We start from the raw sequence: 25,465 nt of genomic DNA on the forward strand, positions 1-25,465 counted from the left end.
TCGACGCGGCGTGAGCCGGCCTCGGGCAGCGACTTCGACGGGCGTCGAAGTTCACCCGCTGTTCGCTTGTCCCGCGGATTCGACGCTCGTAAAGATAGACGGGTGTCGAAATTGCTCCCCCTGTCGGCGTCGGCCACGGCTACCGCCCAGGCGCTCGACACCGACGAGGTCGACGAGCTCGCGGCCGCGTTCAAGGCCCTCGGTGACCCGGTCCGGCTGCGGTTGCTCTCGTTGATCGCCGCCCACGAGGGCGGGGAAGCCTGCGTGTGCGACATCAGCGGCGCCTTCGAGCTGACCGGGCCGACGATCAGCCACCACCTCAAGGTGCTGCGCACCGCCGGTCTCGTGACCTGCGAACGGCGCGGCACCTGGGTCTACTACCGCGCCCGGCCCGAGGTCATCGGGCAGCTCGCCACGGTCCTGGTCCCCCTCGGCGCGCCCCTGGCCAGCACCTGCGCCCCCGACGAAAGTGATCTGCCCACATGAGCGCCACCCCCGACAGCGCCCGCGACACCACCGCGACCGAGCCGGCCGGGACTCCGGTCGCCACGCGGCTGTCGACGCTGGACCGGTTCCTCCCGGTCTGGATCCTCGCCGCGATGGCACTCGGCCTGCTCGCCGGCCGCACCATCCCCGGAATCGGCCCGGCGCTGAACGCCGTCGCCGTCGACGGCATCTCCCTGCCGATCGCCCTCGGTCTGCTGATCATGATGTACCCGGTGCTGGCCAAGGTCCGCTACGACCGCCTCGGCACCGTCACCGGCGACCGCCGCCTGCTCATCAGCTCGCTCGTGCTGAACTGGGTCCTCGGGCCGGCGCTGATGTTCGCCCTGGCCTGGCTGCTGCTGCCCGACCTGCCCGAGTACCGCACCGGGCTGATCATCGTCGGGCTCGCCCGTTGCATCGCCATGGTCATCATCTGGAACGACCTCGCCTGCGGTGACCGCGAGGCCGCCGCCGTCCTCGTCGCGGTCAACTCGATCTTCCAGGTCGTCGCCTTCGGCGGCCTCGGCTGGTTCTACCTCTCCGTCCTTCCCGGCTGGCTCGGTCTGCCGCAGACCGATCTCGACGTCTCCGCCTGGCAGATCGCCCAGTCGGTGCTGATCTTCCTCGGGATCCCATTGGTCGCCGGCTACCTCACGCGCCGGTTCGGGGAGAAGGCCAAGGGTCGCACCTGGTACGAGGAGAAGCTCATCCCGCGCATCGGGCCGTTCGCGCTCTACGGGCTGCTGTTCACCATCGTCGTCCTGTTCGCCCTGCAGGGCGACGCGATCACCTCGCAGCCCCTCGACGTCGCCCGGATCGCGCTGCCGCTGCTGGCCTACTTCGCGATCATGTGGTTCGGCTCCCTCGCGCTGGCCAAGGCGGTCGGCCTGGGCTACGAGCGCTCCGCCACCCTCGCGTTCACCGCGGCCGGCAACAACTTCGAGCTCGCCATCGCGGTGGCCATCGCCACCTTCGGCGTCACCTCCGGCCAAGCGCTCGCCGGCGTGGTCGGCCCGCTGATCGAAGTTCCCGTCCTCGTCGCCCTGGTCTACGTCTCCCTCGCCGCCCGCCGGCGGTGGACGAGCCGGACCGGCTCCACCTCCTGATCCCTGCACGCCCGGACGATGCCGCGTCCGACGGCGAGATGCCGTCGGACGCGGCATCGACGTGTCGGGCGGTGTCGTTCCGGCGGGAGGACTTGACCCGGACAAGTTACCTCAGTCATCATTGACTCAATGAGGATTGAAGGATCTGTGGAGCTGGAGCGGCGGGCCGAGCTGCACGCCGCGCTCGCCGATGCCGGGCGTCTGGCGATCGTCGACCTGCTGGCGTGGGGCGAGGCCTCACCCGGCGAGCTCGGCCGAGAGCTGGACATGCCCTCGAACCTCGTCGCACACCACCTGCGGGTGCTCGAGAGCGTCGGGCTGCTCGCGCGGCACCGCTCCGAGGGCGACCGACGGCGGACCTACGTCGCGCTCGTCCAGGACCGGCTCGAGGACCTGCGGCCGGCCGGACCGCCGGTGTTCACCGACCGCGTGGTCTTCGTCTGCACCCACAACTCCGCCCGTTCTCAGCTCGCCGCAGCGATGTGGAGCGACGCCAGCCGCGTCCCGGCCACCTCCGCCGGCACCGACCCCGCCCCGACGGTCCACGAGGGGGCACTCGCCGTGGCACGTCGCCGCCACCTGTCGCTCGTCCCGCAACCACCCCGGCACGTCGAGCGCGTCGTCGAACCCGGCGACCTGATCGTCACGGTGTGCGACAGCGCCCACGAACACCTCACCACCGGTGCGGCCGGGCGGGTCGACCTCCACTGGTCGCTTCCCGATCCGGTTCGCGACGGCGCACCCGACGCGTTCGACCGGACCGTGGACGAGCTCTCTGCGCGCATCACCCGCCTCACTCCCGCTGTCCGGCCCCTACCCGCCGACGATCGGAGCACGTCGTGACCACCTTCCACCGCCGATCCGACCTGTCCATCGACCAGCAGCTGGCGCTCAGGACCGCCGCCACCAACCTGCAGCGCCGCTTCGACGGGATCTTCGGTACCGAGACCGTCGAGCGGTTCCTGCACTCCTCCTACGACGAGTTCGCCGGCCGTGCAGTGGTGCTCAATCACCTGCCGCTGCTCGCCGAGCGCTTCGCCCGCCAGCGGCTCGCCGCCCTGGCCAAGGTCGAGGGCAGACACGACGAGGGCGTGCCGGTCGTGCTGTTCCTGTGTACCCACAACGCCGGTCGGTCCCAGATGGCGCTCGGCTTCTTCACCCACCTCGCCGGCGACCGGGCCATCGCCTGGTCGGGCGGATCCGACCCCTCCGAGAGGATCAACCCCGCTGCCATCGAGGCCATGGCCGAACGCGGCATCGACATCTCCGGCGAATACCCCAAGCCCTGGACCGACGAGGTCGTCCGGGCCGCCGACGTGGTCGTCACCATGGGCTGCGGCGACGCCTGCCCGGTCTTCCCCGGCCGCCGCTACCTCGACTGGGCCGTCGACGATCCGCGCGGCCTCGACGTCGCGTCCGTACGACCCATCCGCGACGAGATCGAGCGTCGCGTCCGGAGCCTGCTCGACGACATCACCGTCCCTGCTCGTGCCTGACCGACGTCCGGTCGCAGGAACCGGACCGGGGCAGCACCCTCGCAAGCCCCGATCCGCCGTCACTCCGTCGAAAGGACCCATGGTGACCGCCGCCCCAAATGAGATCTCCGACCCCGTCGGCGACCCCGGTCGTACCCCGCGTGTGTTGTTCGTCTGCGTCCACAACGCGGGCCGTTCGCAGATGGCCGCCGCCCTGCTCGAGCGCCACGCCGGAGGCCGCGTCGACGTCCGCTCCGCCGGCTCCGCCCCCGCCGACACCATCAACCCCGCCGTCCGCGAGGTCATGGCGGAGATCGGCATCGACCTCGACAGCGCCGAGCCGAAGCTGCTCACCACCGACGCCGTCCGGGCCTCCGACGTCGTGATCACCATGGGTTGCGGCGACGCCTGTCCGATCTTCCCCGGCAAGCGCTACCTGGACTGGGACCTCACCGACCCGGCCGGCAAGACCGCCGAGCAGATCCGCCCCATCCGCGACGAGATCGACTCCCGCGTCAAGGCCCTGCTCATCGAACTGACCACCGACCCGGCCACGACCTGACAGGCCCGTCCGTGCTGTTCGTGGTCGGGCGGAACACGGGCCGGCCGAGTGCGGTGTCCCGAGGGCTGTGACGACCGTCGGCGTGCGGCTACCGTGGACGAGCACGGTTCTCCGGAGGCCGGAGGAGAGGAATTCCGTCATGGGCGGGACGGACGAACTGCGGGATCCGCGAGGGGCGGGGGAGCGGCGCGACGAGGAGGCGTCCGCTCGCGACGAGGCGGCTACGCAGCGCGACGAGGCGTCGTCCGCCCGGGACGGCGACGCCGACTACCGGGATCGGAACGCCCGGGATCGGGACGCTCGCACCTCCGAGCGGCTCCACGGCCTGGTCGAGCGCGTCCGGACCCTCCGCAAGGACATCCTCGACCGGCTCGACCGGCTCGACCGGCTCGACCTCGACCTCGATCGGCCGGGGCAGGTGCCGCTCCAGCCGGGATCGGGCCGGCCCACCAAGGACGTCCGCCCCGGTGCCGAGGACCGAGCCGCGCTCGAGGCGCTGCTGGACGAGGTCGTCGCCGTGCTCGACCGTGAGGCTGCGGTCCTGGGCGCGGCGGCCAACGACCGGTGGCGTTCGGCTCGTGATCGGCGTGCGGCGGCGGAGGACCGGCGGGACTCGGCGGCGGACCGGGACCGGTCGGCCGCGGACCGCGAGGAGGCGGCCATCGACCGTGAGCGGGTCGACTTCCGCATCGATCTCGGAGTGACCCTGCGGGAGCTGCGGACCAGTCAGGCCTCCGTCGCGACGGCGGTCGGGCGGGTCCTGGCGGAGTCCCGTGGACGCATCGCGGAGAGCAAGCGCCTTCTCGGCCGTCGGGACCAGCGGACGGAGTCGCCGGCGCCGCGCGACGAGTCCCGCTGACGGGGTGGTGCGCGCGGTGTCCGGCGACAGGGTCGGCGACTGCGGTCGTCGGTGCCACGAGTGACCTCCTGTCCCCGGCCCGCGGGTCCGTCCTCGCCCGGCGGTGCCGCGCGAGCCGGAGCAGCCTGCCGGGCGCCGCGTGACCGACCTCCCTGGTGCGGGGCCGGAACAACTCGGACGGACGTCGCGGAAAGGTCGGTCGGGGCATGACACTGCCACGCCTGGCCGGACCCTCCCGGGGTCGCGGCGGGCGCGAGTGCGGGGGGAAAGTCGTGGAGACGAGGGAGCGGTCGTGGCCGGGAGGGTTGCGGGCCACGGTCACCCGGCCGGACGGGACCGTGCTCGTGCTGCGGCTGGAGGGCGAGATCGACCTGGCGACCCGTCCCGTGCTCGACGAGCTGATGCAGCAGGTCGCCGCCGATCCCGCGATCGAGCACGTGATCGTGGACCTCACCGGCGTGCGGTTCCTGGCGGCGTGCGGTGTGCGCTGGCTGCACCGGCTCCGGATGCAGCCGGCCGCGCGCCGGATGCAGGTGGTGGTGTCGCCGGGCCCGGGGTCGCTGCGGCGGGTGCTGGCGCTCGTCGACGGGTTCGAGATCGTCGACTCCTCGACGGAGGTCCACGCCTGAGCACCGGCCGCGGCCCTCAGTGGCGGCGACGACCCGCCTCCTCGTGCGAGGCGCCGCCCTTGGCTGCCCGTGTGGCCCTTCGCCTCCACTCTCCCCGGCGTGGTCCTCGGGGGCGCGGCGTCCGGCGTACTTCCCCTACGCCGGCCGCCGCGCCCGGAGCAGGGTAGCAGGTTGTCGAACGTCAGTTCGATTTCGGGTGGTAGTGGTAGGCGCACAGCGGTTTTCGTCGTACCCGCGGCCTAGCCTGGCCCCGTGGACGTCGGCCCCCTCGACCCGTCACGGGCGCCCCCGTGCGGGACGGCCGAGCGCGCGGCGCTCGTGCACGCCTTCGCCGTGCTCCGGGGCAGGCCGATCGACGAGGCGGAGGTGCGGGCGGTGCTGGACAAGGCCGACGCGCTCACCCGCGAGGAGCTGAACGGTCTGTGGCGCCGGCACGAGCGCGCACCGCACACCGTGGACTACCGCTCGCAGCTCGCTCTGGTGCTCCGGTTCGTCGAGCTGGGGCGGGCGGAGCGCCCGGGCTGACGATCTCGGTCCCGACGCGCGCGGGCCGGTCGGGGCCGAGCGGGTGCCGCGGGAGCGATCCGGCTGGTGTCCCGCGACGACACGATCGGTGCCCCTGGCCCCCGCAGGTCGAGGGCCCGACCATCGGGCCTCGCCCGCGGTGCGCTGCCGTACCGGCGCGGCCCCGGGTCGCCCAGCGGGTTTGACCGCCCGCCCCGGGGGCACAGAGGCCCCGGGCGCTGGACAGCCGTGGTGGGCGCCCCGGTGCCGGGAGGTGGTGCTCCCGGGACACGAGGAGCCCTGCGGGCGGCCCGTCCGCAGGGCTCCTCCGCGTCAGGGCCCGCGTCCGGGGAACGCCCGCGGCGGGCGTACCCGCGGCGGGCGCACCGTGTCGCAGGAGGTTCGAGCCCTCCGCGGCGGGTACACGCCCGCCGTCAGCCCGAGACCGACGACCGGAGGTGGGCCCCATGGCGACCGGGGAGACCGGCTTCAGCGACGTGATGTACGACCTGGTGTCCGTGCAGTACCACGCGTTGAAGGCCGGACACGACTACGGCCAGTACGTCCGCGACGCCCGCAACGCCGGATACGACGACGTGGCGTCCTTCTTCGAGGAGGTCATGGCGGAGGACTCCCGCCGGGCCGCCCGCTGCCACGAACTGCTGCGCGAGCTCTCCGGCAAGGAGGACACGGGGAGCACCACCTGAGGTGGTGGGCCGAGCCGACCCGCCGCGACCGGCTCCTGGTCCCCAGGTCGTGCGCGCCGGTGGAGGGGCCGGTTCGGCCTGCGGGGCAGGGGTACTCCAGACCGGTGACGATCACGCGTGGACTTCTGAACGGGGTGGCGGCGGGGGCCGCCGGCACCACGGCGCTCAACGCCGCGAGCGGCGCCGACGCGGCGCTGCGGGCGCGGCCGGCCAGTCGGGCGCCCGAGCAGCTCGTGGCGGCGGTGACGGAGCGGGCCGGGTTCCGTGTGCCGGGCGGCCGGGGGGAGCGCCGCAACCGGCTGGCGGCCCTGGGCCCGTTGGCGGGCACCGCTACGGGCGTGGCCGTCGGGGCCCTCGCCGGCGGGCTGCGGGCGGGCGGGATGCGGCTGCCCGGGGTGGTCGGCGGCCCGCTGCTCGGCGCGGCCGCCATGCTCGCGACGGACGGGCCGCTCGCCCTCACCCGTGTCTCGGACCCGCAGACCTGGTCGACCACGGACCGGACGGCCGACGTGCTCCCGCACCTGGCCTACGGGGTCGCGACGCACGCCGCGCTCGTCCGGCTCGAACGCGGTTCGCCCGACGCCGTCCCCGCCGCACCGGTCGCGCGACCCGCGACGCTGCTCCGGGCCGCCGCCCTGGGGGCGGCGACGGGTTCCCGCAGTTCGGCGGGCACGACCGCGCTGGCCCTCACCTCGCGCCCCGGCGACGCCGGTCTCGCCGGGCGGATCGGCACCCGCACGGGTGCGACCGTCACCGGCCTGTTGTCCGCGGGCGAGGGGGTGCTCGACAAGCTCCCGGTGGTGCCGAGCCGGCTCGGGGCACCGGGCCTGGTCCCGCGGCTCGCACTGGGCTCCACGAGCGCCGCCGCCATGGCCCGCCGCAGCGGCGTCGACCCGGCCCTGCCGGCGCTCGTCGGCCTGGCGAGCGCGGCCGGTGCCGCGGTGCTGGGGGTGCGCGCCCGCGCGGCGGTCGCGCGCCGGTTCGGCTCGGACACACCCGGGGCGGTAGCCGGGGACGTCCTCGCCGCGGCGCTCGCCTGGTTCGGCGCCCGCCGCCGCTGACCAGGGCGCTGGTCGCAGGCGTGCGTGCAACGGGTCGGTGCATCGGCCCGGCGTGGCCCGCTCGCGATCGGCCGGGTGGATCGGGGCGGGCCTACCCGTCCCGGCGCGCTTCGGCCCCGGACTCGCCCTCCATGCCCTCGTCCTGGCCGCTCGTGCGGCCGACGAAGTCCTCGGTCGTGCCGGTGCCGGTCGTCGTGGCCGCGTCGCCCCGCTCGGTGGGTCGCCCGCCGGTCTCGCGGGTCCGGGCCGTGGCGGGGTCGGGACGCACGTCGTCCTCGGCCGTGGGCGGGCGGCCGAACAGGGACCGCAGCTTCTCGAACATTTCGCCCGGATACCCGGGGCCACGGATCACGAACCCGGGACGTCACTCCACGTGAGCGCAACTACGGAGAGTAGTAGTCCGGGGGGAGGAGTTTGCTCCGTTCCCCAGCGGTGATTCGTCCACCATGACTCCGGCTTGGACACCACCCGCCGCGGTCCTCTTCGACCGTGACGGCACGCTCGTCGTCGACGTGCCGTACTGCGACGATCCGGCCGCGGTGCGGCCGATGCCCGGTGCGCGGCGAGCCCTCGGGATGCTGCGTGCCGCGGGGATCCCGGTCGGCGTCGTGTCCAACCAGTCCGGTGTCGGACGCGGTCTGCTCCGCCGGGCGGACGTCGACGCCGTGAACCGCGAGGTCGAGCGGCAGCTCGGCCCCTTCGCCACCTGGCAGGTGTGCCCGCACGCCCCGGACGACGGCTGCGCCTGCCGCAAGCCCGCCCCGGGCATGGTGCTCGCCGCGGCGGCCGAGCTGGGCGTGCCGGCGAGCCGGGTCGCCGTCGTCGGCGACATCGGGGCCGACGTGGGTGCCGCGCACGCCGCGGAGGCGCTCGCCGTGCTGGTCCCGACGCCGGTCACGCGGGTCGAGGAGATCCGCGCCGCACCCGTCGTCGCCCCGGACCTGGTCCGGGCGGTCGACCACCTCCTGTACGGCCCGTTCGGGGCGGTCGCGTGAGGGACGTGCTGGTCGCCAGGCTCGACGGCGCGGGCGACGTGCTCCTCGCCGGGCCCGCGGTGCGGGCCGTCGCGCGCGCGGCGCGGGTGACGCTGCTCGTCGGGCCCGCGGGGGAGGAGGCCGCCCGCCTCCTGCCCGGTGTCGCCCAGGTCCGCGTCTGGGCCTGCCCGTGGGTGCTCGGCGACCCGCCGCCGGTGCGCCGCACCGAGATCGACGAGCTGGCGGACGCCCTGGCCGGCGTCGACGAGGCCGTCGTGCTGACCTCCTTCCACCAGTCGCCGCTGCCCCTGGCGCTGGTGTTGCGGATGGCCGGGGTGGACCGGATCGCCGGCGCCTCGGTGGACTATCCCGGCGCCCTGCTCGACGTCCGGCTGCGGCCCGGCGAGACGCTCGACGAGGACCAGCCCGAACCCGAGCGCATGCTCGCGATCGCCGACGCCGCCGGGTACCCGCTCCCGCCCGACGACGACGGCCGGCTGCACGTGCGGCTGCCGACACCGCTGCCCGAGCCCGTCGCCGACGTGGTCGTGCACCCCGGCGCCGCGGTGGACGCGCGTCGCTGGCCCGCCCGGCACGCCGCCGAGGCCGTCCGCCTGCTGGCCGCCGAGGGGTGGCGCGTGGCGGTGACCGGCGGTCCCGGCGAGCGGGAGCTGACCGCGGCGGTCGCCGGTGACCACGCCCTCGACCTGGGCGGTCGCACCTCGATGACCGAGCTGGCCGGGGTGGTCGCGGGAGCCTCGGCGGTCGTCGTCGGCAACACCGCGGCCGCGCACCTGGCCGCCGCCGTCGGCACACCCGTGGTCTCGCTGTTCGCGCCGGTCGTCCCCGCGGTGCGCTGGCGGCCCTACCGGGTGCCGCAGGTCCTGCTCGGCGACCAGGACGCCCCCTGCCGCGACACCCGGGCCCGAGAGTGCCCCGTCGCCGGTCACCCCTGCCTCGCGTCCGTGCGGCCCGACGAGGTCGTCGCGGCCGTCCGGCGTCTCACCCGACAGTCCGCTCCCCTCACCGGCCCCCTCACGGAGGAGATCCCCGCGTGAACATCCTGATCTGGCACGTGCACGGCTCCTGGACGACGGCGTTCGTGCAGGGGCCGCACCGCTACCTGCTGCCGACCCTGCCCGAGCGCGGCCCCTGGGGCGGCGGGCGGCCTGCGGCCTGGGACTGGCCCGCGTCCGCTGTGGAGTGCTCACCCGCCGAGCTCGCGGAGTCCGACGTGGACCTGGTCGTCCTGCAGCGGCCGGAGGAGCTCGACCTCGCGGCGGAATGGCTGGGCCGGGTGCCCGGCCGGGACGTGCCCGCGATCTACCTGGAGCACAACGCCCCCCGCGGCGCCGCCGCCACGAGCCGGCACCCCGTCGCCGACCGTGACGACCTGCTGCTCGTGCACGTCACGCACTTCAACGCACTCATGTGGGACGCGGGGAGCACGCCGACCACCGTGGTCGAACACGGGGTCCTCGATCCGGGGCATCGGTACACCGGGGAGCTGGCGGCGGCCGCGGCCTGCATCAACGAACCGGTGCGGCGCAACCGGATCACCGGTACGGACATCGTCGCCCGGTTGGCCGCCGACGTTCCCGTCGACGTATTCGGGATCGGTGCGGACGACCTCGATCTCCCCGGTGTCCGCAGCGGCGGCGACCTGCCCCAGCACCGGATGCACACCGAACTGGCCCGCCGCCGCGTCTATCTGCACACCGCCCGCTGGACCTCGCTCGGGCTCTCGCTGATCGAGGCGATGATGCTCGGGATGCCGGTCGTGGTGGTCGGGACGACCGAGGCGCCGGAGGCCGTGCCGGCGGCGGCCGGCGTGTGTTCGGCCGACCTGCGGCGACTCCGCCGCGGGCTCGCCGAACTCGTCGCCGACCCCGATGCGGCGGCCGCCGCGGGCCGAGCGGCCCGGGAGGCCGCGCTCGCCCGCTTCGGGGTGGAGCGCTTCCTGCACGACTGGGAGGACGTGCTCGCGCGCGTCACCGATGCCGCTCCCGCGGCCCCGAGCCCCGCTCTCATCGGAAGGAGCTGACCCATGCGGATCGCCATGGTGTCCGAACACGCCAGCCCCCTGGCCGAACCCGGCGGACCCGACTCGGGCGGCCAGAACGTGCACGTCCGGGAGCTGAGCCTGGCGCTCGGCCGGGCGGGGCACGACGTCACCGTGTACACCCGCCGGGACGATCCGGACCTGGCGGAGGTCGTCGCGTTCGGGGTGGGCGCGCGCGTCCGGCACGTGACCGCCGGGCCGGCGCGGCCGGTGCCCAAGGACGACCTCGTGCCGTTCGTCCCGCTGCTCGCCCAGCAGCTGGAGCGGGCGTGGCGGGCCGATCCGCCGGACGTCGTGCACGCACACTTCTGGATGTCCGGTCTCGCCGCCCGCGGCGCGGCCGGCCTGCTCGGCCTGCCACTGGTGCAGACCTTCCACGCGCTCGGCCACGTCAAGAAGCGCGAGCAGGGCTCGGACGACACCAGCCCCGTGGGCCGCATCCCGGCCGAGGAGACGCTGGTGCGCACCGCGGACCGGCTCACGGCGTCCTGTGAGGACGAGCTGTTCGAGCTGCTGCGGCTGGGCGCCAACCGCCGGCGGATCTCCGTCGTCCCCTGTGGAGTCGACCCCGAGGAGTTCGGCCCGGAGGGCCCGATGCCGCGGCGCGGCCGGCGCAAGCGGCTGCTCGCGCTCGGCCGGGTGGTGCGGCGCAAGGGCGTCGACGAGGTCGTCGAGGCGCTGCGGGAGGTCCCCGACACGGAGCTGGTCGTCGCCGGGGGCCCGCCCGCCGGGGTGGACCTCAAGGCCGACCCGGAGCTGAACCGGCTGCGCGAGCTGGCCCGCCGGATGCGGGTCGCCGGCCGGGTGCGCTTCCTCGGCGCGGTCCGCAGGCCCGATGTCCCCGCGCTGATCCGCTCGGCCGACGCCGTCGTCTGCGCGCCCTGGTACGAACCCTTCGGCATCGTGCCGCTCGAGGCGATGTCCTGCGGCCGGCCCGTGGTCGCCACGGCGGTCGGCGGCATGAAGGACACGGTGGTCGACGGCGAGACCGGGCTGCTCGTGCCGCCGCGCGACCCGGCGGCGCTGGCCGCGGCGCTGCGCGCACTGCTCGAGGATCCGCAGGCGGTCGCCGACTTCGGCGCCGCCGGGCGCCGGCGCGTGCTGTCCCGCTACACGTGGGGCAAGGTCGCCGCGTCCACCGCCGCGGCCTACCGCGAGGCCGTCGCCGGTCGGGAGAGCGGCGTTCCCGTCTCCCGCGAGGCGCGGACGGGGGTGCGGTGATGCCCGAGACCCCGACCGCCACCCGGCCGCCGGAGCCGACGCCGCACCAGGTGCTCGGCGGTCACGTCGACCGCCTCGAAGCGGCCCTGCCCGCCCTGCGGGCAGCGGCCCCGACCTTCGTCCGCTGGGGCGCCGCGCTGGCCCGACTGCTGCCGGCCGGCGGGCGGCTGCTCGCCGCGGGCAACGGCGGCAGTGCCGCGGAGGCCCAGCACCTCACCGCCGAGCTGGTCGGCCGGTTCGACGGCGAGCGGCAGGCCCTGTCGGCCATCGCCCTGCACGCCGACACGTCGTCGATGACCGCCATCGGCAACGACTACGGCTACGACGAGGTGTTCGCGCGGCAGGTCCGCGCGCACGGCCGGCCCGGCGACGTCCTGCTGCTGCTGTCCACCAGCGGCCGCAGCCCCAACCTGATCGCCGCGGCCGACGCGGCCCGCGGGCTCGACATGGACTGCTGGGCCCTCACCGGGCCCGGCCCGAACCCCGTGGCCGGGCGCGCCACCGACGCCGTCTGCCTGCCGGGTGACACCGCGACGGTGCAGGAGTCGCACCTCGCCGCGGTGCACATGCTCTGCCGGGCCCTCGAGGCGCAGCTGCCCGCTGCGACGAGCGCTCCGGCCGAGCTGGTGACCCGACAGCACCGGCCCCACCTCCGGGCACCCGCCCTCGACCCGACGATCGCCCCGACGACCGTGAGGAGACCCGCATGACCCTGACCGACACCCGCACCGACGCCACCGCCGCGGGCGACCCCCGCGACAGGCTCCCCACCTCGCGCCCGGTGGGCACGGTGCTCGTCACCGGTGCCGCATCCGGGCTGGGCCGGGCCGTCGCCGAGGCCGTCGCCACCGCGGGCGGCACCCCGCTGCTGCTCGACCGGGTGGACCCCACGCCCGGCCTGACCGAGGCGGCCGACGCCGCCCACGCGCTCGCCGACCTCGCCGACACCCGCGCCGCGGAGGAGGCCGTGCGCGGGCTGGTCGACCGGGCCGGTGGCGTCGACGGCGTCGTCACCTGCGCGGGCACGGACGCCTGCGGCCGGATCGACGACGTGTCCGCCGAGGACTGGGAACGCGTCGTCACGGTCAACCTGCTCGGCACCGCCGCGGTCATCAGGGCGGCGCTGCCGAGCCTGAGGGAGCGGCGCGGGCGGATCGTCACCGTGGCCTCCACGCTCGGTCTGCGGGCGCTGTCGGACGCCTCGGCCTACTGTGCCTCGAAGTTCGGGGTGCTCGGGTTGAGCCGCGCGTTGGCGGCGGAGCTGGCCGGCGAGGTCGGGCTGACCACGCTCGTGCCCGGCGGCATGGACACGGCGTTCTTCGACGGCCGCACCGAGCAGTACCGGCCCGGGCCCGACGCCACGCTCAACGACCCCCGCAACGTCGCCGCCACCGTCCTGTTCGCGCTGTCCCGGCCCGAGGGGTGCGAGGTCCGCGAGCTGGTGGTGTGCCAGTCCGAGGAGCCCTCGTGGCCGTGAGCCGCCCCGAGTCCCGAGCCGGGTCCCGCCCCGTGGCGTGCGCCCCGCCGGCGCCGGTCACCGCCGCCGGCCGGATCCGGGACCAGCGGCCGCGGGTGCTGGTGCTCGGCGACGTCCTGCTCGACGGCTGGGTCCGCGGCAACGCGCGCCGCGTCGCCCGGGACGGGCCGGTCCCGGTGGTCGAGCCGTCGTCGGTCGAGGTCGCCCCGGGCGGGGCCGGCAACGCCGCGGTGGCGCTGGCCGCGCTCGGCGCCGACGTCGAGATCGTGTGCACGGTCGGCGACGACCCGGACGGCCGGACCCTGCGCTCGGCCCTCGCCGAGGCCGGCGTCCGGACGGACCGGTGCGTGCTCGACCCCACCCGCGCGACCGCGGCCAAGCGCCGGATCGTCGCCGGGGACCCGCCCGGCCAGCCGGTGGCCCGCTACGACGTGGTGCCGCCGGGCCTGCCCGGCAACACGACCGTCCGCGCGCTCGCCGACCAGGCCACCGCCGCGCTGGCCGACGGGCCGGACGCGGTGCTGGTGGCCGACTACGGGCTCGGCGCGCTGGCCCCGGCCGTGCGCCGGCGGGTCGCCCGGGCGCGGGACCGGGTCCCACTGCTCGTCGTCGACGCGCACGACCTCGCGCCCTGGGCCGAGCTGCGGCCCGACGCCGTGACCCCGAGCATCGAGGAGGCCGCCGCCGTACTGGGCACCGAGCCGCCGGAGCGCAGCCGGCTCGCCTGGGGCCTGGACCACGCCGAGGCGTTGCGCACCGCCAGCGGCGCAGGGGAGGTCCTGCTGACCCTCGACGTCGACGGGTCGGTGCGGCTGCCGGCCGACGGCAGTCCCGTGCGCCGGCCCGCGGGTGAGCACGCGCCACCCTCGGGCGCGTGCGGGGCGGGCGACGTGTTCACCGCGGCCTGGACCGCGGCCGTCGCCTCCGGCACGCCCCGGGACGAGGCGTTGTCGCTGGCCCAGACCGCCGCGGACGTCGTCGTCACGCTGCCGGGCACGGCCGTGTGCACGGCCGCGGCGCTGACCTCCCGGTTGGCCGCCGCCGACCCGGGCAGCGTGCTGTCGCACCGGGACCTGCTGACGGTGCTCGCCGAGCACCGGGCGAGCGGGCACCGGATCGTGTTCACCAACGGCTGCTTCGACGTGCTGCACCGCGGACACGTGGCCTACCTGCGGGAGGCCGCCGAGCTCGGGGACGTGCTGGTCGTGGCGCTGAACAGCGACGCCTGCGTGACCCGGCTCAAGGGCCCGACGCGCCCGGTGAACCCGCTCGAGGACCGGGCCGGGGTGATCGGCGCCCTGTCCGCGGTGGACCTGGTGACCTCCTTCGACACCGACAGCCCGGTCGAGCTGCTCGACCTGGTGCGGCCGGACGTCTACTGCAAGGGCGGCGACTACACCCCGGAGATGCTGCCGGAGACACCCGTGGTGGAGCGGCTCGGCGGCGAGGTCCGCATCCTCGGCTACCTCGCCGACCACTCCACCAGCGCGATCGTGGCCCGCGCCGCCGAAGGGGCGGGCCGGTGAGCGGGGTCGTGGTGGTGGGCGACGTCCTGCTCGACGTCGACGTGCACGGCGAGGTCGAGCGGCTCTGTCCGGACGCGCCCGTCCCCGTCCTCGACGTCACCGGGGAGCTGGCGCGGCCGGGCGGGGCCGGGCTGGCGGCGGCGCTGCTCGCCGGTTCCGGGGCCGCGGCGACGCTCGTCACCGCCCTGGCCGACGACGCCGACGGCGACCGGCTGCGCGGGATGCTGTCCCCGGCGTTGACCCTGGTGGCCGGGCCCGCGACCGGCGGGACCCCGGTCAAGTGCCGATGGCGCTCGTCCGACGGGCCGCTGCTGCGCACCGACAAGGGCACCGGCCTGCCCGCCGACGGGTTCGGCGCCGCGGTCCGGACCCGGCTCCGCCGCGCCCTCGCCGGGGCCGGCGCCGTGCTGGTGTCGGACTACGGCCGCGGGGTCACGTCCGACCCACAGGTGCGGAGGCTGCTCGCCGGCGCCGTGGCGGCCGGGACCCCCGTGGTCTGGGACCCGCACCCCAAGGGCGCCGACCCGGTGCGGGGCGTGATCGTGACGCCCAACGCCGCGGAGGCCGCGGGGGCGGTCGGGCTGCCCGGCGGCGATCCCGTCGGGTGCGCCGCCGAGCTGCGCCGCCGGCGGGAGAGCCACGCCGTGGTGGTGACCCGGGGTGAGCGGGGCGCGGTGCTCGTCACCGCCTCCGAGCAGGTCGCGGTGCCCGCACTCGACGTCACCGGCGGTGACCCGTGCGGCGCGGGCGACGCCTTCGCCGGCCGGCTCGCCGCCGCGCTGGCCGCCGGGTCGAGCCTACACCGGGCCGTACGGAGCGCCGTCGAGGCGGCCGGGCGGTTCGTCGGGGCCGGCGGTGCGGCGACCGTCCGGTGCGTCGAGGGGCGGTGGACCCAGGCGGCTACCGCTGCGGTGTCGGAACGGGCCTCGTAGGGGAAGGACGGCGATCACGGCGGGTGCCGAGGCCGGAGTCCCCGTGACGGTCAGGCGCGCGGGGCCTCGTCGTCGTCGATCGGGACCTCGCGGTGTTGCTCCAGCACGTCGTAGGGGTCGGCCTCGGTCGTGGGGTCGATCTGCTCGCGGTCCAGGCCGGTGCCGCGGTCGTCGAGGTCCTCGAGGTCCGCGGCGGGGTCGGTCGCGATCTCGTCGTCGCCGATCAGGTCGGGCCGGGTCACGTCGGCCCTGTCGGTGTCGTCGGGGGAGGTCATGAGGCTGTCGTACCCGACACGACGCCGGTGACACACCCGTTCCGGGCGGTGACGGCCAGGCAGGCCGCCTCGACCTCGTCGACCCCGACGGCGAGCAGCGCCGGGTCCGGGTCGTCGGCGAACGGGTCGCCCCGCCGGACCTCCGGGTGGGTGAGGGCGCGGTGCGGGCCCTCCGGCGGACCCCAGCGCTCCGGCCCGACCGGCCCGAACAGGACCACCGAGGGCCGCCCGAACGCCGCGGCGAGGTGCGCGACCCCGGTGTCCCCGCTGACGACCAGCCCGGCCCCGGCGACCAGGGCGGCGAGCTCGGAGATCGAGGTCCGCCCGGCGAGCACCCGGTCGTCGGGCAGGCCGGCCTCCGCGGCGACCCGTCCGGCGAGGGACCGCTCGGCCGGCCCGCCCGTCACGACGACGGGGCCCAACGGGGCGAGCCGGCGGGCCAGGGCGGCGAAGCGGTCGGCAGGCCAGCACTTGGACCCGAACGCGGCACCGGGATGCACGACGACGGGCTGCGCAGACCCGGGGGACGCACCGGTGGGCGGGGAGAGGCGGAGGTCGTCGGGCGCGGCGGGTGGTGGGAGGCGGAGGTCGTCGGGATCGGCCGCGATGCCGTGCGCGGAGAGCATCGCGCACCAGCGCACGCGCTCGTGCAGGTGGTCGAGCTCCGCGGCCGGCGGGCCGGGCCAGCCCGACTCGGGGCGGCCGAGACCGATCCGGCGCCGTGGGGCGACGGCGTCGAGGGCTTGGTGGCTCCGCGGTCCCGCGCCGTGCAGGTTCACGGCGACGTCGACGGGCTCGGTGCAGGCCAGGGCGTCGGGCGCGGGGGTGGGCAGCACCTCGTCGACGGCGCCGGTGAGCGCGGCGAGCGGCGCGAGCACACCCGCCGTGGCCAGGACGATCCGATGGTCGGGGTGGTGGCGGCGCAGCGCCCGCAGCGCGGGCACGACGGTCAGGAGGTCGCCGAGGTTCAGCGCGCGCAGCGCGAGCAGGACGGGTGCCGCCACGGAGATCGACTACCCGATCCCCGCGCCGCCAACCCGCTCGGGCCGCGGACCCGACCCACCCGGGCGAAGACGACGGCGGGCGGGTACGAATCCGGCATACCGGTCCCGTACCCGCCCGCCGAGGCGTCCACGCGGCGTCAGGTGTCCAGGCGGCGCGCGTCGTCCGGCTCGGCGGACGTGGCCGTCTCGGCGTGGTCGCGGCACCGGTCGGTCTCGGGACGCACCTCCAGCCGCTCGTCGTCGATCTCCCGGCCGCACACCGCACAGCGGCCGTACTCGCCCGCCTCGATCCGTTCCAGGGCGGCGAGGACCTCGGCGCGCTGCATCCGCAGCGTGCCCCGCGCCAGGTCGTCCTCCATCGCCTCGGTGGCGCGGGAGCCCCGGTCCCCGAAGTCCATCCCGCCGGCCAGTTCGTCGGAGTCGCGCTGCTCGGCCTGGTCGTGGGCCTCCTCGTCGGCCTCGTGGTCGAGCCGCTCGAGCTCGGCGGTCAGCTTCTCGCGGGCCTCGGTGGTGTTCATGCACTGGTCCTCTCGTCGATCAGGCGCGCGGCGTGGGCGAGGCGCTCGGGGACGAGCAGATCGGGGTCCTCGGTCAGGCCGCGCAGGGCGGTCAGGGTCGGGTGGCCGGCGGCCAGCAGGGCGCGGTCGCTGTCCGGCTGCGCCCGCTCGCCGGTCTCGACCTCGCGCAGCAGCAGGCCCTGGCCGTCGGAGTCCTCCACCAGGGTCTGCACGACACCGCGGGGGTCGAGCGGGGCGAGCCGGAGCTCGCGGTGTCGCTCGACGGGCCGGTCGGGCACGTTCAACGACAGCGTGCTGCCGAGCGGGCTGTCGAGCAGCAGGTCCAGCACGCGCGGCAGGTACTCCCGCACGGCGTCCCAGTGTTCGTCCTCCTCCGCGCCGAGGGGGACGTCGAGCGACACGGCCAGCCCGCGGCGGTCGTGCAGGCCGGCGGTGAGCGCGGCGCCGACGGTCCCGGAGTGCAGCACGGCGCGCCCGACGTTGCCGCCCCGGTTGATCCCCGACAGGACCACGTCCGGCACGGGGTCGAACCAACCCTGCAGGCCGGCGACCACGATGTGCGCGGGCGCGGCCCGCACGGCGTACGCCGGCAACCCCCCGGGGCCGTCCACCTCCTGCACCACCGTGCGGCCGTCCTCCTGCACCGCGGTGAGGGCGGCGCTCGCCCCGGAGAACTGGTGCTCGGGTGCGGCGACGACGACGTCGAGCCCGGCCTCGCTCGCGGCCTCGGCCAGCACGGCCAGCCCGGGGGAGTCGATGCCGTCGTCGTTGGTCACGAGGGCACGGGTCGAGCGGCTCATCGTCCGGGAGTACCCGTCCGCTCGGGAGCGACACCGATTCCCGGGTCGGGCGCGGGGTCGGTGTGCTCGTGCCACCGCTTCGCGGCCGCCTTGTCCAGCCCGGTGAGCCGGCGCAGCCAGCCGGGCAGCGGTGCGGTGTAGGCCGGGCGGGGCGCTCCGCCGTCCCCGGTCGGCCCGGGCAGCAGCCGCTCGACGGCCGTGAGCAGCCGCAGCGTCGTCGACGGGGCGAGGGCGTGCACGCGCGAGCCGATGTGGGCCAGCGGCGTCAGGATGATCTCCGGGGTGCCGCGCAGGGTGGCCCGGACCAACCGGCGGGCGGCCCGTTCGGCGTCCGTCGAGACCAGCGGCAGGGACGCGCCGACGGTGAACCAGGACCGTTCGGCCTGCGCCTTGCCCGTGACCAGCGCGTTGCGCGAGGAGCCGGTGCGCATCAGCCCCGGCACGCCGACCGTGACCGACACGCCCTGCCGGCCGGCCTCCAGCCGCAGCCCCTCCGCGAAGCCGACGGCGGCGTGCTTGGCGGCGCCGTACGGCAGCAGGTGCGGGGCGGGGAGCTTGCCGCCGATCGAGGTCACGGCCAGGATCCGGCCGCCGGTGCGGGCCAGCAGCGGCAGCGCCTCGAGCGCGGGTCGGACCAGACCCCAGAACATGACGTCCATCGCCTGGACGTAGTCCTCCGCGCGCAGGTCCGCCTGGGGTCCGACCTGGATGATGCCGGCGTTGGCGACGAGCACGTCCAGCCGCCCGAACTCGCGCTCGGCGGTCGCCACCAGCTCGTGCGCGGCCTCCGGCTTCCCCACGTCGGTGCCGACGGTGACGACGCGGGCGCCGCGCGCCTCCAGGTCGTCGCGGGCGGGCCGGAGGCCCTCCTCGTCGCGGGCGCACAGCAGCAGGTCGTGGCCGCGGTCGGCGAGCTCGCGGGCGATCAGGTAGCCGAGGCCGCGGCTGGCGCCGGTGACCAGGGCGACCGGGCGGCCGCGTGCGGCCGGTGTGTCGGAGGGGGCCATGGGGGAGGGATGCCCACCGCCGCGCCGTCGACACTCCCGGGCGCCTCACACGCGCACCACGGGCCGCGCTGCGCGAGTCACACCAGGAACAGCTCCGCCGCCGCGCATCCCGGGTCGGCGTCGGCCCGCCCTGCGGCGAGGCCGACGACGGCCCTGTTCTTGCGCTCCAGCACGGTCCCCGGCAGGTCGAGCCGCCGCACCGCGTGCCGGGGGAGGCGCCCGATCCCGGACCGGGTGCCGTCGTCGCGCCAGGCCTCCAGCGCGTAGCGCAGCAGCGGGACGTCGTGCTGCCTCGCGATCCGGTCCGCGACCGCCCCGACCAGGTCGTGGTCGGGGTGGCCGTCCCGCTCCCACGGCGCGACGAGCAGCGTGCCGTCCCGGTCGTCGCGGAGCAGGTCGGCGTGGGCGCGTTCGACGGACGACCGGGCCCGTCTGCCGTCGGGCGAGCGCGGACCGTCGCGGGCGTGGGCCCCGGGTCGCTCCGGCCCGCCGTCGCCGTCGGTGACGACGAGTACCTCGACCGTGGCACCCTTCTCGGCCAGCGCGGCCATCAGCCCGCCGGCGGCGCAGAGGTCCTCGTGCCGGTGCGCGCTCGCCACGACGCAGCGCCGCACGTCCGGGAGCGGGAGGGCGGGCGCGCCGCCGAACCGCCCGCGGGCGGCCACGGCCGTCAGCCAGGGATCACAGGGGCCGGGCACCGCGCGTCACCACCCCTCCCGTCGTCCGTGGCCCCGCGGCGCGGCCCGTCTGCGCCGCCGGATCAGCCTGCTCCGTCATGCGGCGCGCCTACCCGGCCGGCCCGGGTCCATGCCTCGACCGCCGGGCGCCCGTCCGCGGCACCGGGCGCATGCGTGCGGATCGATCGGGTAGCCGCCGGGGCGAACGATCCCGACGAGAGAGGTGGACCGACATGAAGGCCGTCGTGTGGAACGGGCCCGGCGACATCGCCCTGTCCGAGGTGCCCGACCCCACGCCGCGCGACCCCGGGGACGCGGTGGTCCGGCTGACCGTCAGCGCGATCTGCGGGACCGACCTGCACATGATCCGCGGGACGATGCCCGGGATGCGCCCGGGCACGGTGCTCGGGCACGAGGGTGTCGGCGTCGTCGAGGAGGTCGGTGCGGGAGTGCGCGCGTTCCGGCCCGGGGACCGGGTGGTGATCCCCTCGACCATCTGCTGCGGGCGCTGCTCCTACTGCCGCGCCGGCTACACCTCGCAGTGCGACGCGGCCAACCCGAACGGCCCGCTCGCCGGGACGTCGTTCTTCGGCGGGCCCGAGCCCACCGGTCCGTTCGACGGGCTGCAGGCCCAGTACGCCCGCATCCCGATGGCCGACGCCAACCTCGTGCCGTTGCCCGCCACCGTCAGCGACGAGCAGGCCGTCATCGCCTCGGACGTGTTCCCGACCGGGTACTACGGGGCGCAGCTCGCCGAGGTCTCGCCCGGCGACACCGTCGCGGTGTTCGGCTGCGGGCCCGTCGGGCAGCTGGCCATCGCCAGTGCCCGCAACCTCGGCGCCACCCGCGTCATCGCGGTCGACGGTGTGGCGGCCCGGCTGGAGAAGGCCCGCCACCAGCACGTCGAGCCGGTCGACTTCACCGCCGAGGACCCGGTGGCGGCGATCCGGGAAATGACCGGCGGGATCGGCGTCGACCGGGTGATCGACGCGGTGGGCGTCGACGCCTACGCGCCGTCGGACTCCGGTGCCGAGCAGCGGACCGCGGAGCTCGAGCAGGTCACCGGCGGCGGCCCCACCGCGTGGAACGCCGGCGACGCGCCCTCGCAGGCCGCGCAGTGGTCGGTGCAGGCCGTGGCCAAGGCCGGCTCGATCGGCGTGATCGGCGTCTACCCGCAGACCGCGGCGTCGTACCCGATCGGCGAGGTCATGAACCGCAACCTGACCGTCAAGGCCGGCAACTGCCCGCACCGGGCGCTGATGCCGCGGATGATCGACCTGATCGCGTCCGGTGCGCTCGATCCCGGCCGGGCCATCACCCAGCAGGAGGGCATGACCGGCGCCATCGAGGCGTACGAGACCTTCGACCGGCACGAGCCGGGGTGGACCAAGGTCGTCGTGGACCCGGCGGCGTGAGGGCGCCGACGGGCGCGGGCCGCATCGAGCCCGAGGCGGTCCCGGCGGACGGGTCCGGGGCCGCACCGGCGGTCGAGGTGCTGGTTCCCACCCGGGACCGCCCCGTGGAGCTCGCCACGACGCTGGCCGGCCTGGCCGCCCAGGACCATCCCTTCGACGTCCTGATCTCGGACCAGTCCGACGCGGCCGCCTCCTTCGACACCGAACCCGCCCGCGCGATGGTGCGGGTCCTGGAGTTGCGGGGGCACCGGGTCCGCACCCGGCGGCACCTGCCGCGCCGCGGTGTCATCGAGCACCGCGCGGCCCTGCTCGCCGGCTCGGCCGCGCGGTACGTCCTGTTCCTCGACGACGACGTCTGGCTCGCGCCCGGCACCGTCGCACTGCTGCACGAGGCCGTCACCGAGCTGGGGTGCGGGGTGGTCGGCGCGGCCATGCAGGGCCTGTCCCACCTCGACGACGAGCGGCCCGCGGAGCAGGAGCAGTTCGAACGCTGGGAGTCCTCGCCCGTCCCGGAGGCCCTGCACCCGGGCACGCCCGAGTGGGAGCGCTGGCGGCTGCACAACGCGGCCACTCCGGTGCACCTCGCCCGCCGGCACCTGCGGCCGGGGGAGCGGTGGCTCGCCTACAAGATCGCCTGGGTCGCCGGCTGCGTGCTCTACGACCGGGCGGCCCTCGAGGCGGTCGGCGGGTTCGACTTCTGGCGCGACGTGCCCGAGGAGGCCGTGGGCGAGGACGTCGTGGCCGAGCAGCGGGTCATGGCGAAGTTCGGCGGGGCCGGGATCCTGCCGTCCGGCGCCGTGCACCTGGAGTCGGGCACCACCATTCCGGACCGCCCGGTCACGGCCGACGGTCTGCTCAGGGGCTGAGGACCGGGAGCGCCGCCCGGACCGCGGCGGCGACCGCCGCCGGGTGGAGGTCGGCCATGCAGGCCGGCCCTCCGCCGGGTGGGGTGAGCGGGCACCGGGCCTCCCACCAGCACACCTGCTCGGTGATGGCGGTCGGGCGGCGGTGCGGGCACTCCGGGAGGCCCTGCAGGTTCCGTGCCGGGCCGTCCAGCCCGTAGCGGGCGGCGAGCGTGGGACCGAACAGCCCGACGGTCCGTGCCCCGGCGGCGGCGGCGACCCGCGCCGGACCCGTGTCCCCGCCGACCACGACCCCGCCCCGGCGGGCGACGACGGCGAACCGGGCCGCCAGTCCGCGCAGATCCGTGGGCGGCAGCTGCGGCACCGGGGCACCCGGCCCGACGGCGACGACCGGGACGTCGGTGAGGTGTGCCGGCAGGGCCCGCCAGTGCGGCCAGAGCTTCACCGCCATCCCGGCGCCGGGCACCAGCACGACCGCGGCACCGTCCGGCAGGTCCGCCTCGGCCGCGTGGACCTCGGCCTCGGTGAGGTGGATGCGCGGCGGGCGGTACTCCGGACCGACCAGCCCCTCCCCGGCGAGAATGCGGACGTACCGGCGGGAGACCGGTTCGTCGGGCGGAGGGGAGCGCCACAGGTTCGTGACGCCCGGGATGCCGCGTTCGGCGACGAGATCGGGGATGCCGTGCAGGCGCGTGGTGCTCACGACGAGATCGGTGCGGGCGAGCGCGCCCTCGACGGCCTCCCGTTCCCGCCCCGGCTCCGCGCGCCGCACCTCGGCGACGGCGGGGTCGGTGTCGAGCAGGGTGGCGCCGGGGTCGTGGGTGAGGACGCGGACCCGGGCGCCGGGGAAGCGCTCCGCGAGACCGTGCACCACGGGCAGCGCCATGACCAGGTCGCCCAGGCCCCCCAGCAGGTCGACGACCAGGACCTCCCGGGGGTCGACCGGCCCCGTGAGCTCACGCACGCCCGCACACCCCGGCCCTGACGTCGGAGTAGACCTCGCGGTGCAGGGCGGCGATGCGCTCCCAGCTGCGCGCGGCCCCGACCGCCTCCCCGCCGGCCGCGACCCGCAGCCGCAGCGCCGGGTCGTCGAGCAGCCGGCGCAGGGCCTCGGCGAGTGCGGCGCCGTCGCGGACGCGGGGAACGACCACCGCGCTCTCCCCGTCGACCAGCTCGGGGTCGGGCGGGTCGGCGCGGGTGACGACCGTCGGCAGGCCGTGCGCGAAGGCCGACAGCAGCGCGCCGCTCTTCGTGGTGACGCCCGCGGTGAGCGGGAACGCGGCCAGGTCCGCGGCGTGCAGCGCGGCCGAGACCTCCTTCTCCGGCAGGTGCCCGGTCACCGTGAGGTGCGCGGCGACGCCCGCGGCCGCGATCTGGCCGAGCAGTTCGGTCCGGAAGGCCTGCGCCTCGTCCTCCGGCAGTGCCAGCGAGGTGAACCCGCCGACGACCAGCACGTGCAGCCGGTCCCGGCCCTCGGCACGCAGCCGCGCGGCCGCCTCGGCCAGGTAGCGGACGCCCTTGACCGGGTGCACGAAGCCGAAGAAGGCGACGACCTCGGCGTCGGCCGGGACGCCGAGCCGCCGGCGGGTCTCCTCACGGGGCGCCGGGCCCAGGTCGGCCACGTTCGGCGCGAGCGGCGCGAGCACCGGGGCGATCCGCATGCGTTCACGCAGGGTCTCCTCGTGGCCGGCGTTCGTGGTGAGGACCGCGGCGCTGCGCGGGACGAGCCGCCAGGTCTCGCGGTCGATCCCGCGGCGCTCGAGCGGGCGCCACACCCGGTCGGGCACCCAGGACGGCGCGGCCCACCAGCCGTACTCGTGCACCGTCGTCACGACGGGGGCGCCGACCAGGTCGGGGAGCAGGCCGGGCCACGGTGAGAAGCCGAACGCCGAGGGCGCGAACTGCACGTGCACCAGCTCGGGACCGAGCGCCCGGATCCGCCGCGCCGCGCGGGCGACGCCCGCCGGGGACCCGACCACGCGCACGGGCTCGACCTGCTCGCCGGTCCGCCGCAGCTCCTCGACCAGGTGGGCGGTGTAGTCGGCCACGCCGTCCCGGGCGGGATCCGCTCCGCCCTGCGCCATCACGATCACCTGTGGACGGTTCCCGAGCAGCGGGACGGGAAACGTCGCAGGTGGGGAGATCGACCGCGGGGGTTGGCGGGCAGCAGGAGGGGAACAGAACGATCGTGTTCGAGCATCCGGCGGCCCTGGCGGGCGCCCCCGTGAACTGGCCGGCCCTGCACCGGATCCTGGTCGTGCGGCCCGACAACCTGGGTGACGTCCTGCTCACCGGACCGGCGCTCGCCGCGCTGCGGGCGGCGGCCCCGCACGCCCGGATCGACCTGCTCGCCTCGCCCGGCGGGGCGGCCGCGGCGACCCTCCTGCCGGAGATCGCCGACACCGTGGTCGCGCGGGTGTCCTGGCAGCAGATCGACGGGGCCACCGGACGGGAGCGCGACCCCGACGGCGAGCTGGTCGCCGAGCTCGCAGACCGCACGTACGACGCCGCGGTCCTGCTGACCTCGTTCTCCCAGTCGCCGTGGCCGGCGGCCGAGGTGTGCCGGCGGGCCGGGATCCCGGTCCGCGCCGGGATGTCGAAGGAGTTCGGCGGGACCGCCCTCACCCACTGGGTGCCGGCGCCCGACGACGGCCTGCACCAGGTCGACCGGGCCCTGCACCTGCTCGGCCGTCTCGGGGTGCCCGCGGCCGCCCGCGTCCTGCACGCCACGGTGCCCGCGGCGGGCCGCAGCCGGGCGCGGGCCGCGCTCGCCGGGCTCGGACTGCCGGCGTCCCCGTATGCGGTGCTCCTGCCTGGTGCCTCCTGCCCCTCCCGCCGCTACCTCGGGTTCCGCGAGGTGGCAGCCGGACTGGCGGGCCGGCTCCCGGTCGTCGTGTCCGGCCCGGCGGCGGAGGAGGAGCTGGTGCGGTCGGTCGCCGACGGGCTGCCCGACGTGTACCCGCTGGCCGGGGCGCTCGACGTGCCGGGGCTGGCCGGGCTGGTCGCCGGCGCGGCGGTGGCGGTGACCAACAACAGCGGCGGGATGCACCTCGCCGACGCCGTCGGCACGCCGCTGACCGTGCTGTTCGCCGGGACCGAGGACGTCGACCAGTACCGGCCGCGGTCGGTGCCCGCCGCCGTCCTGGGCCGCCCGGTCTCCTGCAGCCCGTGCCGCCAGTTCCGCTGCCCCTTCGCGCTGGAGTGTCTCGACGTGCCCCCGGCCGAGGTCGTGGCCGCCGCCCTCGACCTCGCCGCACCCGGCGCGGGACCCGGCCCGGAACCGCGCCGCGAGGGACTCCCCGTCGCCTGATTCCCCGCCCCGCCC

Annotated in this window: 29 protein-coding genes and 1 pseudogene; 21 read left to right on the top strand and 9 right to left on the bottom strand. The window is 76.3% G+C overall.

Features of this window, described 5'->3' with window-relative positions:
* Positions 1 to 102: 102 nt before the first annotated feature.
* From ACL02T_RS08170 to ACL02T_RS08215, 10 genes are all read left to right on the top strand, one after another.
* Positions 103 to 486, top strand: coding sequence for an ArsR/SmtB family transcription factor (locus ACL02T_RS08170; RefSeq protein ID WP_412830001.1), 384 nt, complete (start codon positions 103 to 105; stop codon positions 484 to 486).
* On the top strand, positions 483 to 1,592 hold the full coding sequence (arsB, locus tag ACL02T_RS08175; protein ID WP_412830002.1) for an ACR3 family arsenite efflux transporter: 1,110 nt from the start codon (positions 483 to 485) through the stop codon (positions 1,590 to 1,592). Before ACL02T_RS08170 ends, arsB begins: the two co-directional genes overlap by 4 nt.
* 129 nt (positions 1,593 to 1,721) lie before the next feature.
* Positions 1,722 to 2,435: an arsenate reductase/protein-tyrosine-phosphatase family protein gene (locus ACL02T_RS08180; protein WP_412830003.1), complete on the top strand. Its 714-nt coding sequence runs from the start codon at positions 1,722 to 1,724 to the stop codon at positions 2,433 to 2,435.
* Complete coding sequence (locus ACL02T_RS08185; RefSeq protein WP_412830004.1) at positions 2,432 to 3,088, top strand: arsenate reductase ArsC; 657 nt, start codon at positions 2,432 to 2,434, stop codon at positions 3,086 to 3,088. The genes ACL02T_RS08180 and ACL02T_RS08185 overlap by 4 nt, the downstream gene beginning before the upstream one ends.
* 79 nt (positions 3,089 to 3,167) lie before the next feature.
* Entirely contained in the window at positions 3,168 to 3,629 is a 462-nt protein-coding gene (locus ACL02T_RS08190; RefSeq protein WP_412830005.1) for an arsenate reductase ArsC, read from the top strand.
* A gap of 139 nt (positions 3,630 to 3,768) precedes the next feature.
* Entirely contained in the window at positions 3,769 to 4,488 is a 720-nt protein-coding gene (locus tag ACL02T_RS08195; RefSeq protein WP_412830006.1) for a hypothetical protein, read from the top strand.
* Between the two features lie 272 nt (positions 4,489 to 4,760).
* Positions 4,761 to 5,117, top strand: coding sequence for an STAS domain-containing protein (locus ACL02T_RS08200; RefSeq protein WP_412830007.1), 357 nt, complete (start codon positions 4,761 to 4,763; stop codon positions 5,115 to 5,117).
* Between the two features lie 252 nt (positions 5,118 to 5,369).
* Positions 5,370 to 5,642 (top strand): hypothetical protein, encoded by a 273-nt coding sequence (locus ACL02T_RS08205; RefSeq protein WP_412830008.1) that lies wholly within the window; start codon positions 5,370 to 5,372, stop codon positions 5,640 to 5,642.
* Positions 5,643 to 6,088: 446 nt separating this feature from the next.
* Positions 6,089 to 6,328 (top strand): acyl carrier protein, encoded by a 240-nt coding sequence (locus tag ACL02T_RS08210; protein WP_412830009.1) that lies wholly within the window; start codon positions 6,089 to 6,091, stop codon positions 6,326 to 6,328.
* A gap of 104 nt (positions 6,329 to 6,432) precedes the next feature.
* A complete protein-coding gene (locus ACL02T_RS08215) occupies positions 6,433 to 7,389 on the top strand; it encodes a hypothetical protein (RefSeq protein ID WP_412830010.1) in 957 nt (318 codons plus the stop codon).
* Positions 7,390 to 7,480: 91 nt separating this feature from the next.
* Here the strand turns inward: ACL02T_RS08215 and ACL02T_RS08220 are convergent, their stop codons facing one another.
* Complete coding sequence (locus tag ACL02T_RS08220; protein WP_412830011.1) at positions 7,481 to 7,711, bottom strand: hypothetical protein; 231 nt, start codon at positions 7,709 to 7,711, stop codon at positions 7,481 to 7,483.
* A gap of 124 nt (positions 7,712 to 7,835) precedes the next feature.
* Here ACL02T_RS08220 and ACL02T_RS08225 point away from each other — a divergent pair, with 124 nt between their 5' ends.
* The 8 genes and pseudogenes from ACL02T_RS08225 (at position 7,836) to ACL02T_RS08260 (ending at position 15,581) form a co-directional block, all read left to right on the top strand.
* Positions 7,836 to 8,384 (top strand): D-glycero-alpha-D-manno-heptose-1,7-bisphosphate 7-phosphatase, encoded by a 549-nt coding sequence (locus ACL02T_RS08225; protein ID WP_412830012.1) that lies wholly within the window; start codon positions 7,836 to 7,838, stop codon positions 8,382 to 8,384.
* A complete protein-coding gene (locus ACL02T_RS08230; RefSeq protein WP_412830013.1) occupies positions 8,381 to 9,421 on the top strand; it encodes a glycosyltransferase family 9 protein in 1,041 nt (346 codons plus the stop codon). Before ACL02T_RS08225 ends, ACL02T_RS08230 begins: the two co-directional genes overlap by 4 nt.
* Positions 9,418 to 10,407: a glycosyltransferase gene (locus tag ACL02T_RS08235; RefSeq protein ID WP_412830014.1), complete on the top strand. Its 990-nt coding sequence runs from the start codon at positions 9,418 to 9,420 to the stop codon at positions 10,405 to 10,407. Before ACL02T_RS08230 ends, ACL02T_RS08235 begins: the two co-directional genes overlap by 4 nt.
* A 3-nt stretch (positions 10,408 to 10,410) precedes the next feature.
* Complete coding sequence (locus ACL02T_RS08240) at positions 10,411 to 11,646, top strand: glycosyltransferase (protein ID WP_412830015.1); 1,236 nt, start codon at positions 10,411 to 10,413, stop codon at positions 11,644 to 11,646.
* A 50-nt stretch (positions 11,647 to 11,696) separates the two neighbouring features.
* A pseudogene (locus ACL02T_RS08245) lies at positions 11,697 to 12,242 on the top strand (D-sedoheptulose-7-phosphate isomerase); the annotation flags it as partial.
* Positions 12,243 to 12,352: 110 nt separating this feature from the next.
* Entirely contained in the window at positions 12,353 to 13,123 is a 771-nt protein-coding gene (locus ACL02T_RS08250; RefSeq protein WP_412830016.1) for an SDR family oxidoreductase, read from the top strand.
* The gene (gene rfaE2 / locus ACL02T_RS08255; RefSeq protein WP_412830017.1) at positions 13,120 to 14,649 is read left to right on the top strand and encodes a D-glycero-beta-D-manno-heptose 1-phosphate adenylyltransferase; all 1,530 of its coding nucleotides are present in this window, start codon (positions 13,120 to 13,122) and stop codon (positions 14,647 to 14,649) included. Before ACL02T_RS08250 ends, rfaE2 begins: the two co-directional genes overlap by 4 nt.
* Complete coding sequence (locus tag ACL02T_RS08260; protein ID WP_412830018.1) at positions 14,646 to 15,581, top strand: PfkB family carbohydrate kinase; 936 nt, start codon at positions 14,646 to 14,648, stop codon at positions 15,579 to 15,581. Before rfaE2 ends, ACL02T_RS08260 begins: the two co-directional genes overlap by 4 nt.
* 50 nt (positions 15,582 to 15,631) lie before the next feature.
* Here the strand turns inward: ACL02T_RS08260 and ACL02T_RS08265 are convergent, their stop codons facing one another.
* The 6 genes from ACL02T_RS08265 to ACL02T_RS08290 form a co-directional block, all read right to left on the bottom strand.
* Positions 15,632 to 15,856 (bottom strand): hypothetical protein, encoded by a 225-nt coding sequence (locus ACL02T_RS08265; protein ID WP_412830019.1) that lies wholly within the window; start codon positions 15,854 to 15,856, stop codon positions 15,632 to 15,634.
* Positions 15,853 to 16,860: a glycosyltransferase family 9 protein gene (locus ACL02T_RS08270; protein WP_412830020.1), complete on the bottom strand. Its 1,008-nt coding sequence runs from the start codon at positions 16,858 to 16,860 to the stop codon at positions 15,853 to 15,855. Before ACL02T_RS08270 ends, ACL02T_RS08265 begins: the two co-directional genes overlap by 4 nt.
* 137 nt (positions 16,861 to 16,997) lie before the next feature.
* Positions 16,998 to 17,378: a TraR/DksA family transcriptional regulator gene (locus ACL02T_RS08275; protein WP_412830021.1), complete on the bottom strand. Its 381-nt coding sequence runs from the start codon at positions 17,376 to 17,378 to the stop codon at positions 16,998 to 17,000.
* Positions 17,375 to 18,178 carry a 5'/3'-nucleotidase SurE gene (surE, locus tag ACL02T_RS08280; protein WP_412830022.1) on the bottom strand — a complete coding sequence of 268 codons (804 nt, stop codon included), beginning with the start codon at positions 18,176 to 18,178 and terminating at the stop codon, positions 17,375 to 17,377. Before surE ends, ACL02T_RS08275 begins: the two co-directional genes overlap by 4 nt.
* Positions 18,175 to 19,185, bottom strand: a complete 1,011-nt coding sequence (locus ACL02T_RS08285; protein WP_412830023.1) for an SDR family NAD(P)-dependent oxidoreductase — start codon at positions 19,183 to 19,185, stop codon at positions 18,175 to 18,177. The genes surE and ACL02T_RS08285 overlap by 4 nt, the downstream gene beginning before the upstream one ends.
* Positions 19,186 to 19,262: 77 nt before the next feature.
* A complete protein-coding gene (locus tag ACL02T_RS08290) occupies positions 19,263 to 19,883 on the bottom strand; it encodes a PIG-L deacetylase family protein (RefSeq protein WP_412830024.1) in 621 nt (206 codons plus the stop codon).
* A gap of 212 nt (positions 19,884 to 20,095) precedes the next feature.
* On the opposite strand from ACL02T_RS08290, the gene ACL02T_RS08295 reads away from it, so the two are divergent.
* Both ACL02T_RS08295 and ACL02T_RS08300 read left to right on the top strand, forming a co-directional pair.
* A complete protein-coding gene (locus tag ACL02T_RS08295; protein WP_412830025.1) occupies positions 20,096 to 21,277 on the top strand; it encodes an alcohol dehydrogenase catalytic domain-containing protein in 1,182 nt (393 codons plus the stop codon).
* Positions 21,274 to 22,143: a glycosyltransferase family 2 protein gene (locus ACL02T_RS08300; protein ID WP_412830026.1), complete on the top strand. Its 870-nt coding sequence runs from the start codon at positions 21,274 to 21,276 to the stop codon at positions 22,141 to 22,143. The genes ACL02T_RS08295 and ACL02T_RS08300 overlap by 4 nt, the downstream gene beginning before the upstream one ends.
* Here the strand turns inward: ACL02T_RS08300 and ACL02T_RS08305 are convergent.
* Entirely contained in the window at positions 22,133 to 23,104 is a 972-nt protein-coding gene (locus ACL02T_RS08305; protein WP_412830027.1) for a glycosyltransferase family 9 protein, read from the bottom strand. The two genes, ACL02T_RS08300 and ACL02T_RS08305, sit on opposite strands and share 11 nt — an antisense overlap.
* Positions 23,097 to 24,224 (bottom strand): glycosyltransferase, encoded by a 1,128-nt coding sequence (locus ACL02T_RS08310; protein ID WP_412830028.1) that lies wholly within the window; start codon positions 24,222 to 24,224, stop codon positions 23,097 to 23,099. The genes ACL02T_RS08305 and ACL02T_RS08310 overlap by 8 nt, the downstream gene beginning before the upstream one ends.
* A gap of 104 nt (positions 24,225 to 24,328) precedes the next feature.
* On the opposite strand from ACL02T_RS08310, the gene ACL02T_RS08315 reads away from it, so the two are divergent.
* A complete protein-coding gene (locus ACL02T_RS08315) occupies positions 24,329 to 25,450 on the top strand; it encodes a glycosyltransferase family 9 protein (protein WP_412830029.1) in 1,122 nt (373 codons plus the stop codon).
* Positions 25,451 to 25,465 lie beyond the last annotated feature (15 nt).

The sequence above is a fragment of the Pseudonocardia oceanicola genome, assembly GCF_047200735.1.
Classification (GTDB): domain Bacteria; phylum Actinomycetota; class Actinomycetes; order Mycobacteriales; family Pseudonocardiaceae; genus Pseudonocardia.

What these genes read in the sequence shown, in the direction of transcription:
- arsB (WP_412830002.1), top strand. Translation starts at nt 483, where the DNA reads ATGAGCGCCACCCCCGACAGCGCCCGCGACACCACCGCGACCGAGCCG.
- ACL02T_RS08180 (WP_412830003.1), top strand. Translation starts at nt 1,722, where the DNA reads ATGAGGATTGAAGGATCTGTGGAGCTGGAGCGGCGGGCCGAGCTGCAC.
- ACL02T_RS08190 (WP_412830005.1), top strand. Translation starts at nt 3,168, where the DNA reads ATGGTGACCGCCGCCCCAAATGAGATCTCCGACCCCGTCGGCGACCCC.
- ACL02T_RS08195 (WP_412830006.1), top strand. Translation starts at nt 3,769, where the DNA reads ATGGGCGGGACGGACGAACTGCGGGATCCGCGAGGGGCGGGGGAGCGG.
- ACL02T_RS08210 (WP_412830009.1), top strand. Translation starts at nt 6,089, where the DNA reads ATGGCGACCGGGGAGACCGGCTTCAGCGACGTGATGTACGACCTGGTG.
- ACL02T_RS08220 (WP_412830011.1), bottom strand. Translation starts at nt 7,711, where the DNA reads ATGTTCGAGAAGCTGCGGTCCCTGTTCGGCCGCCCGCCCACGGCCGAG.
- ACL02T_RS08225 (WP_412830012.1), top strand. Translation starts at nt 7,836, where the DNA reads ATGACTCCGGCTTGGACACCACCCGCCGCGGTCCTCTTCGACCGTGAC.
- ACL02T_RS08240 (WP_412830015.1), top strand. Translation starts at nt 10,411, where the DNA reads ATGCGGATCGCCATGGTGTCCGAACACGCCAGCCCCCTGGCCGAACCC.
- ACL02T_RS08250 (WP_412830016.1), top strand. Translation starts at nt 12,353, where the DNA reads ATGACCCTGACCGACACCCGCACCGACGCCACCGCCGCGGGCGACCCC.
- ACL02T_RS08265 (WP_412830019.1), bottom strand. Translation starts at nt 15,856, where the DNA reads ATGACCTCCCCCGACGACACCGACAGGGCCGACGTGACCCGGCCCGAC.
- ACL02T_RS08275 (WP_412830021.1), bottom strand. Translation starts at nt 17,378, where the DNA reads ATGAACACCACCGAGGCCCGCGAGAAGCTGACCGCCGAGCTCGAGCGG.
- surE (WP_412830022.1), bottom strand. Translation starts at nt 18,178, where the DNA reads ATGAGCCGCTCGACCCGTGCCCTCGTGACCAACGACGACGGCATCGAC.
- ACL02T_RS08285 (WP_412830023.1), bottom strand. Translation starts at nt 19,185, where the DNA reads ATGGCCCCCTCCGACACACCGGCCGCACGCGGCCGCCCGGTCGCCCTG.
- ACL02T_RS08295 (WP_412830025.1), top strand. Translation starts at nt 20,096, where the DNA reads ATGAAGGCCGTCGTGTGGAACGGGCCCGGCGACATCGCCCTGTCCGAG.
- ACL02T_RS08310 (WP_412830028.1), bottom strand. Translation starts at nt 24,224, where the DNA reads ATGGCGCAGGGCGGAGCGGATCCCGCCCGGGACGGCGTGGCCGACTAC.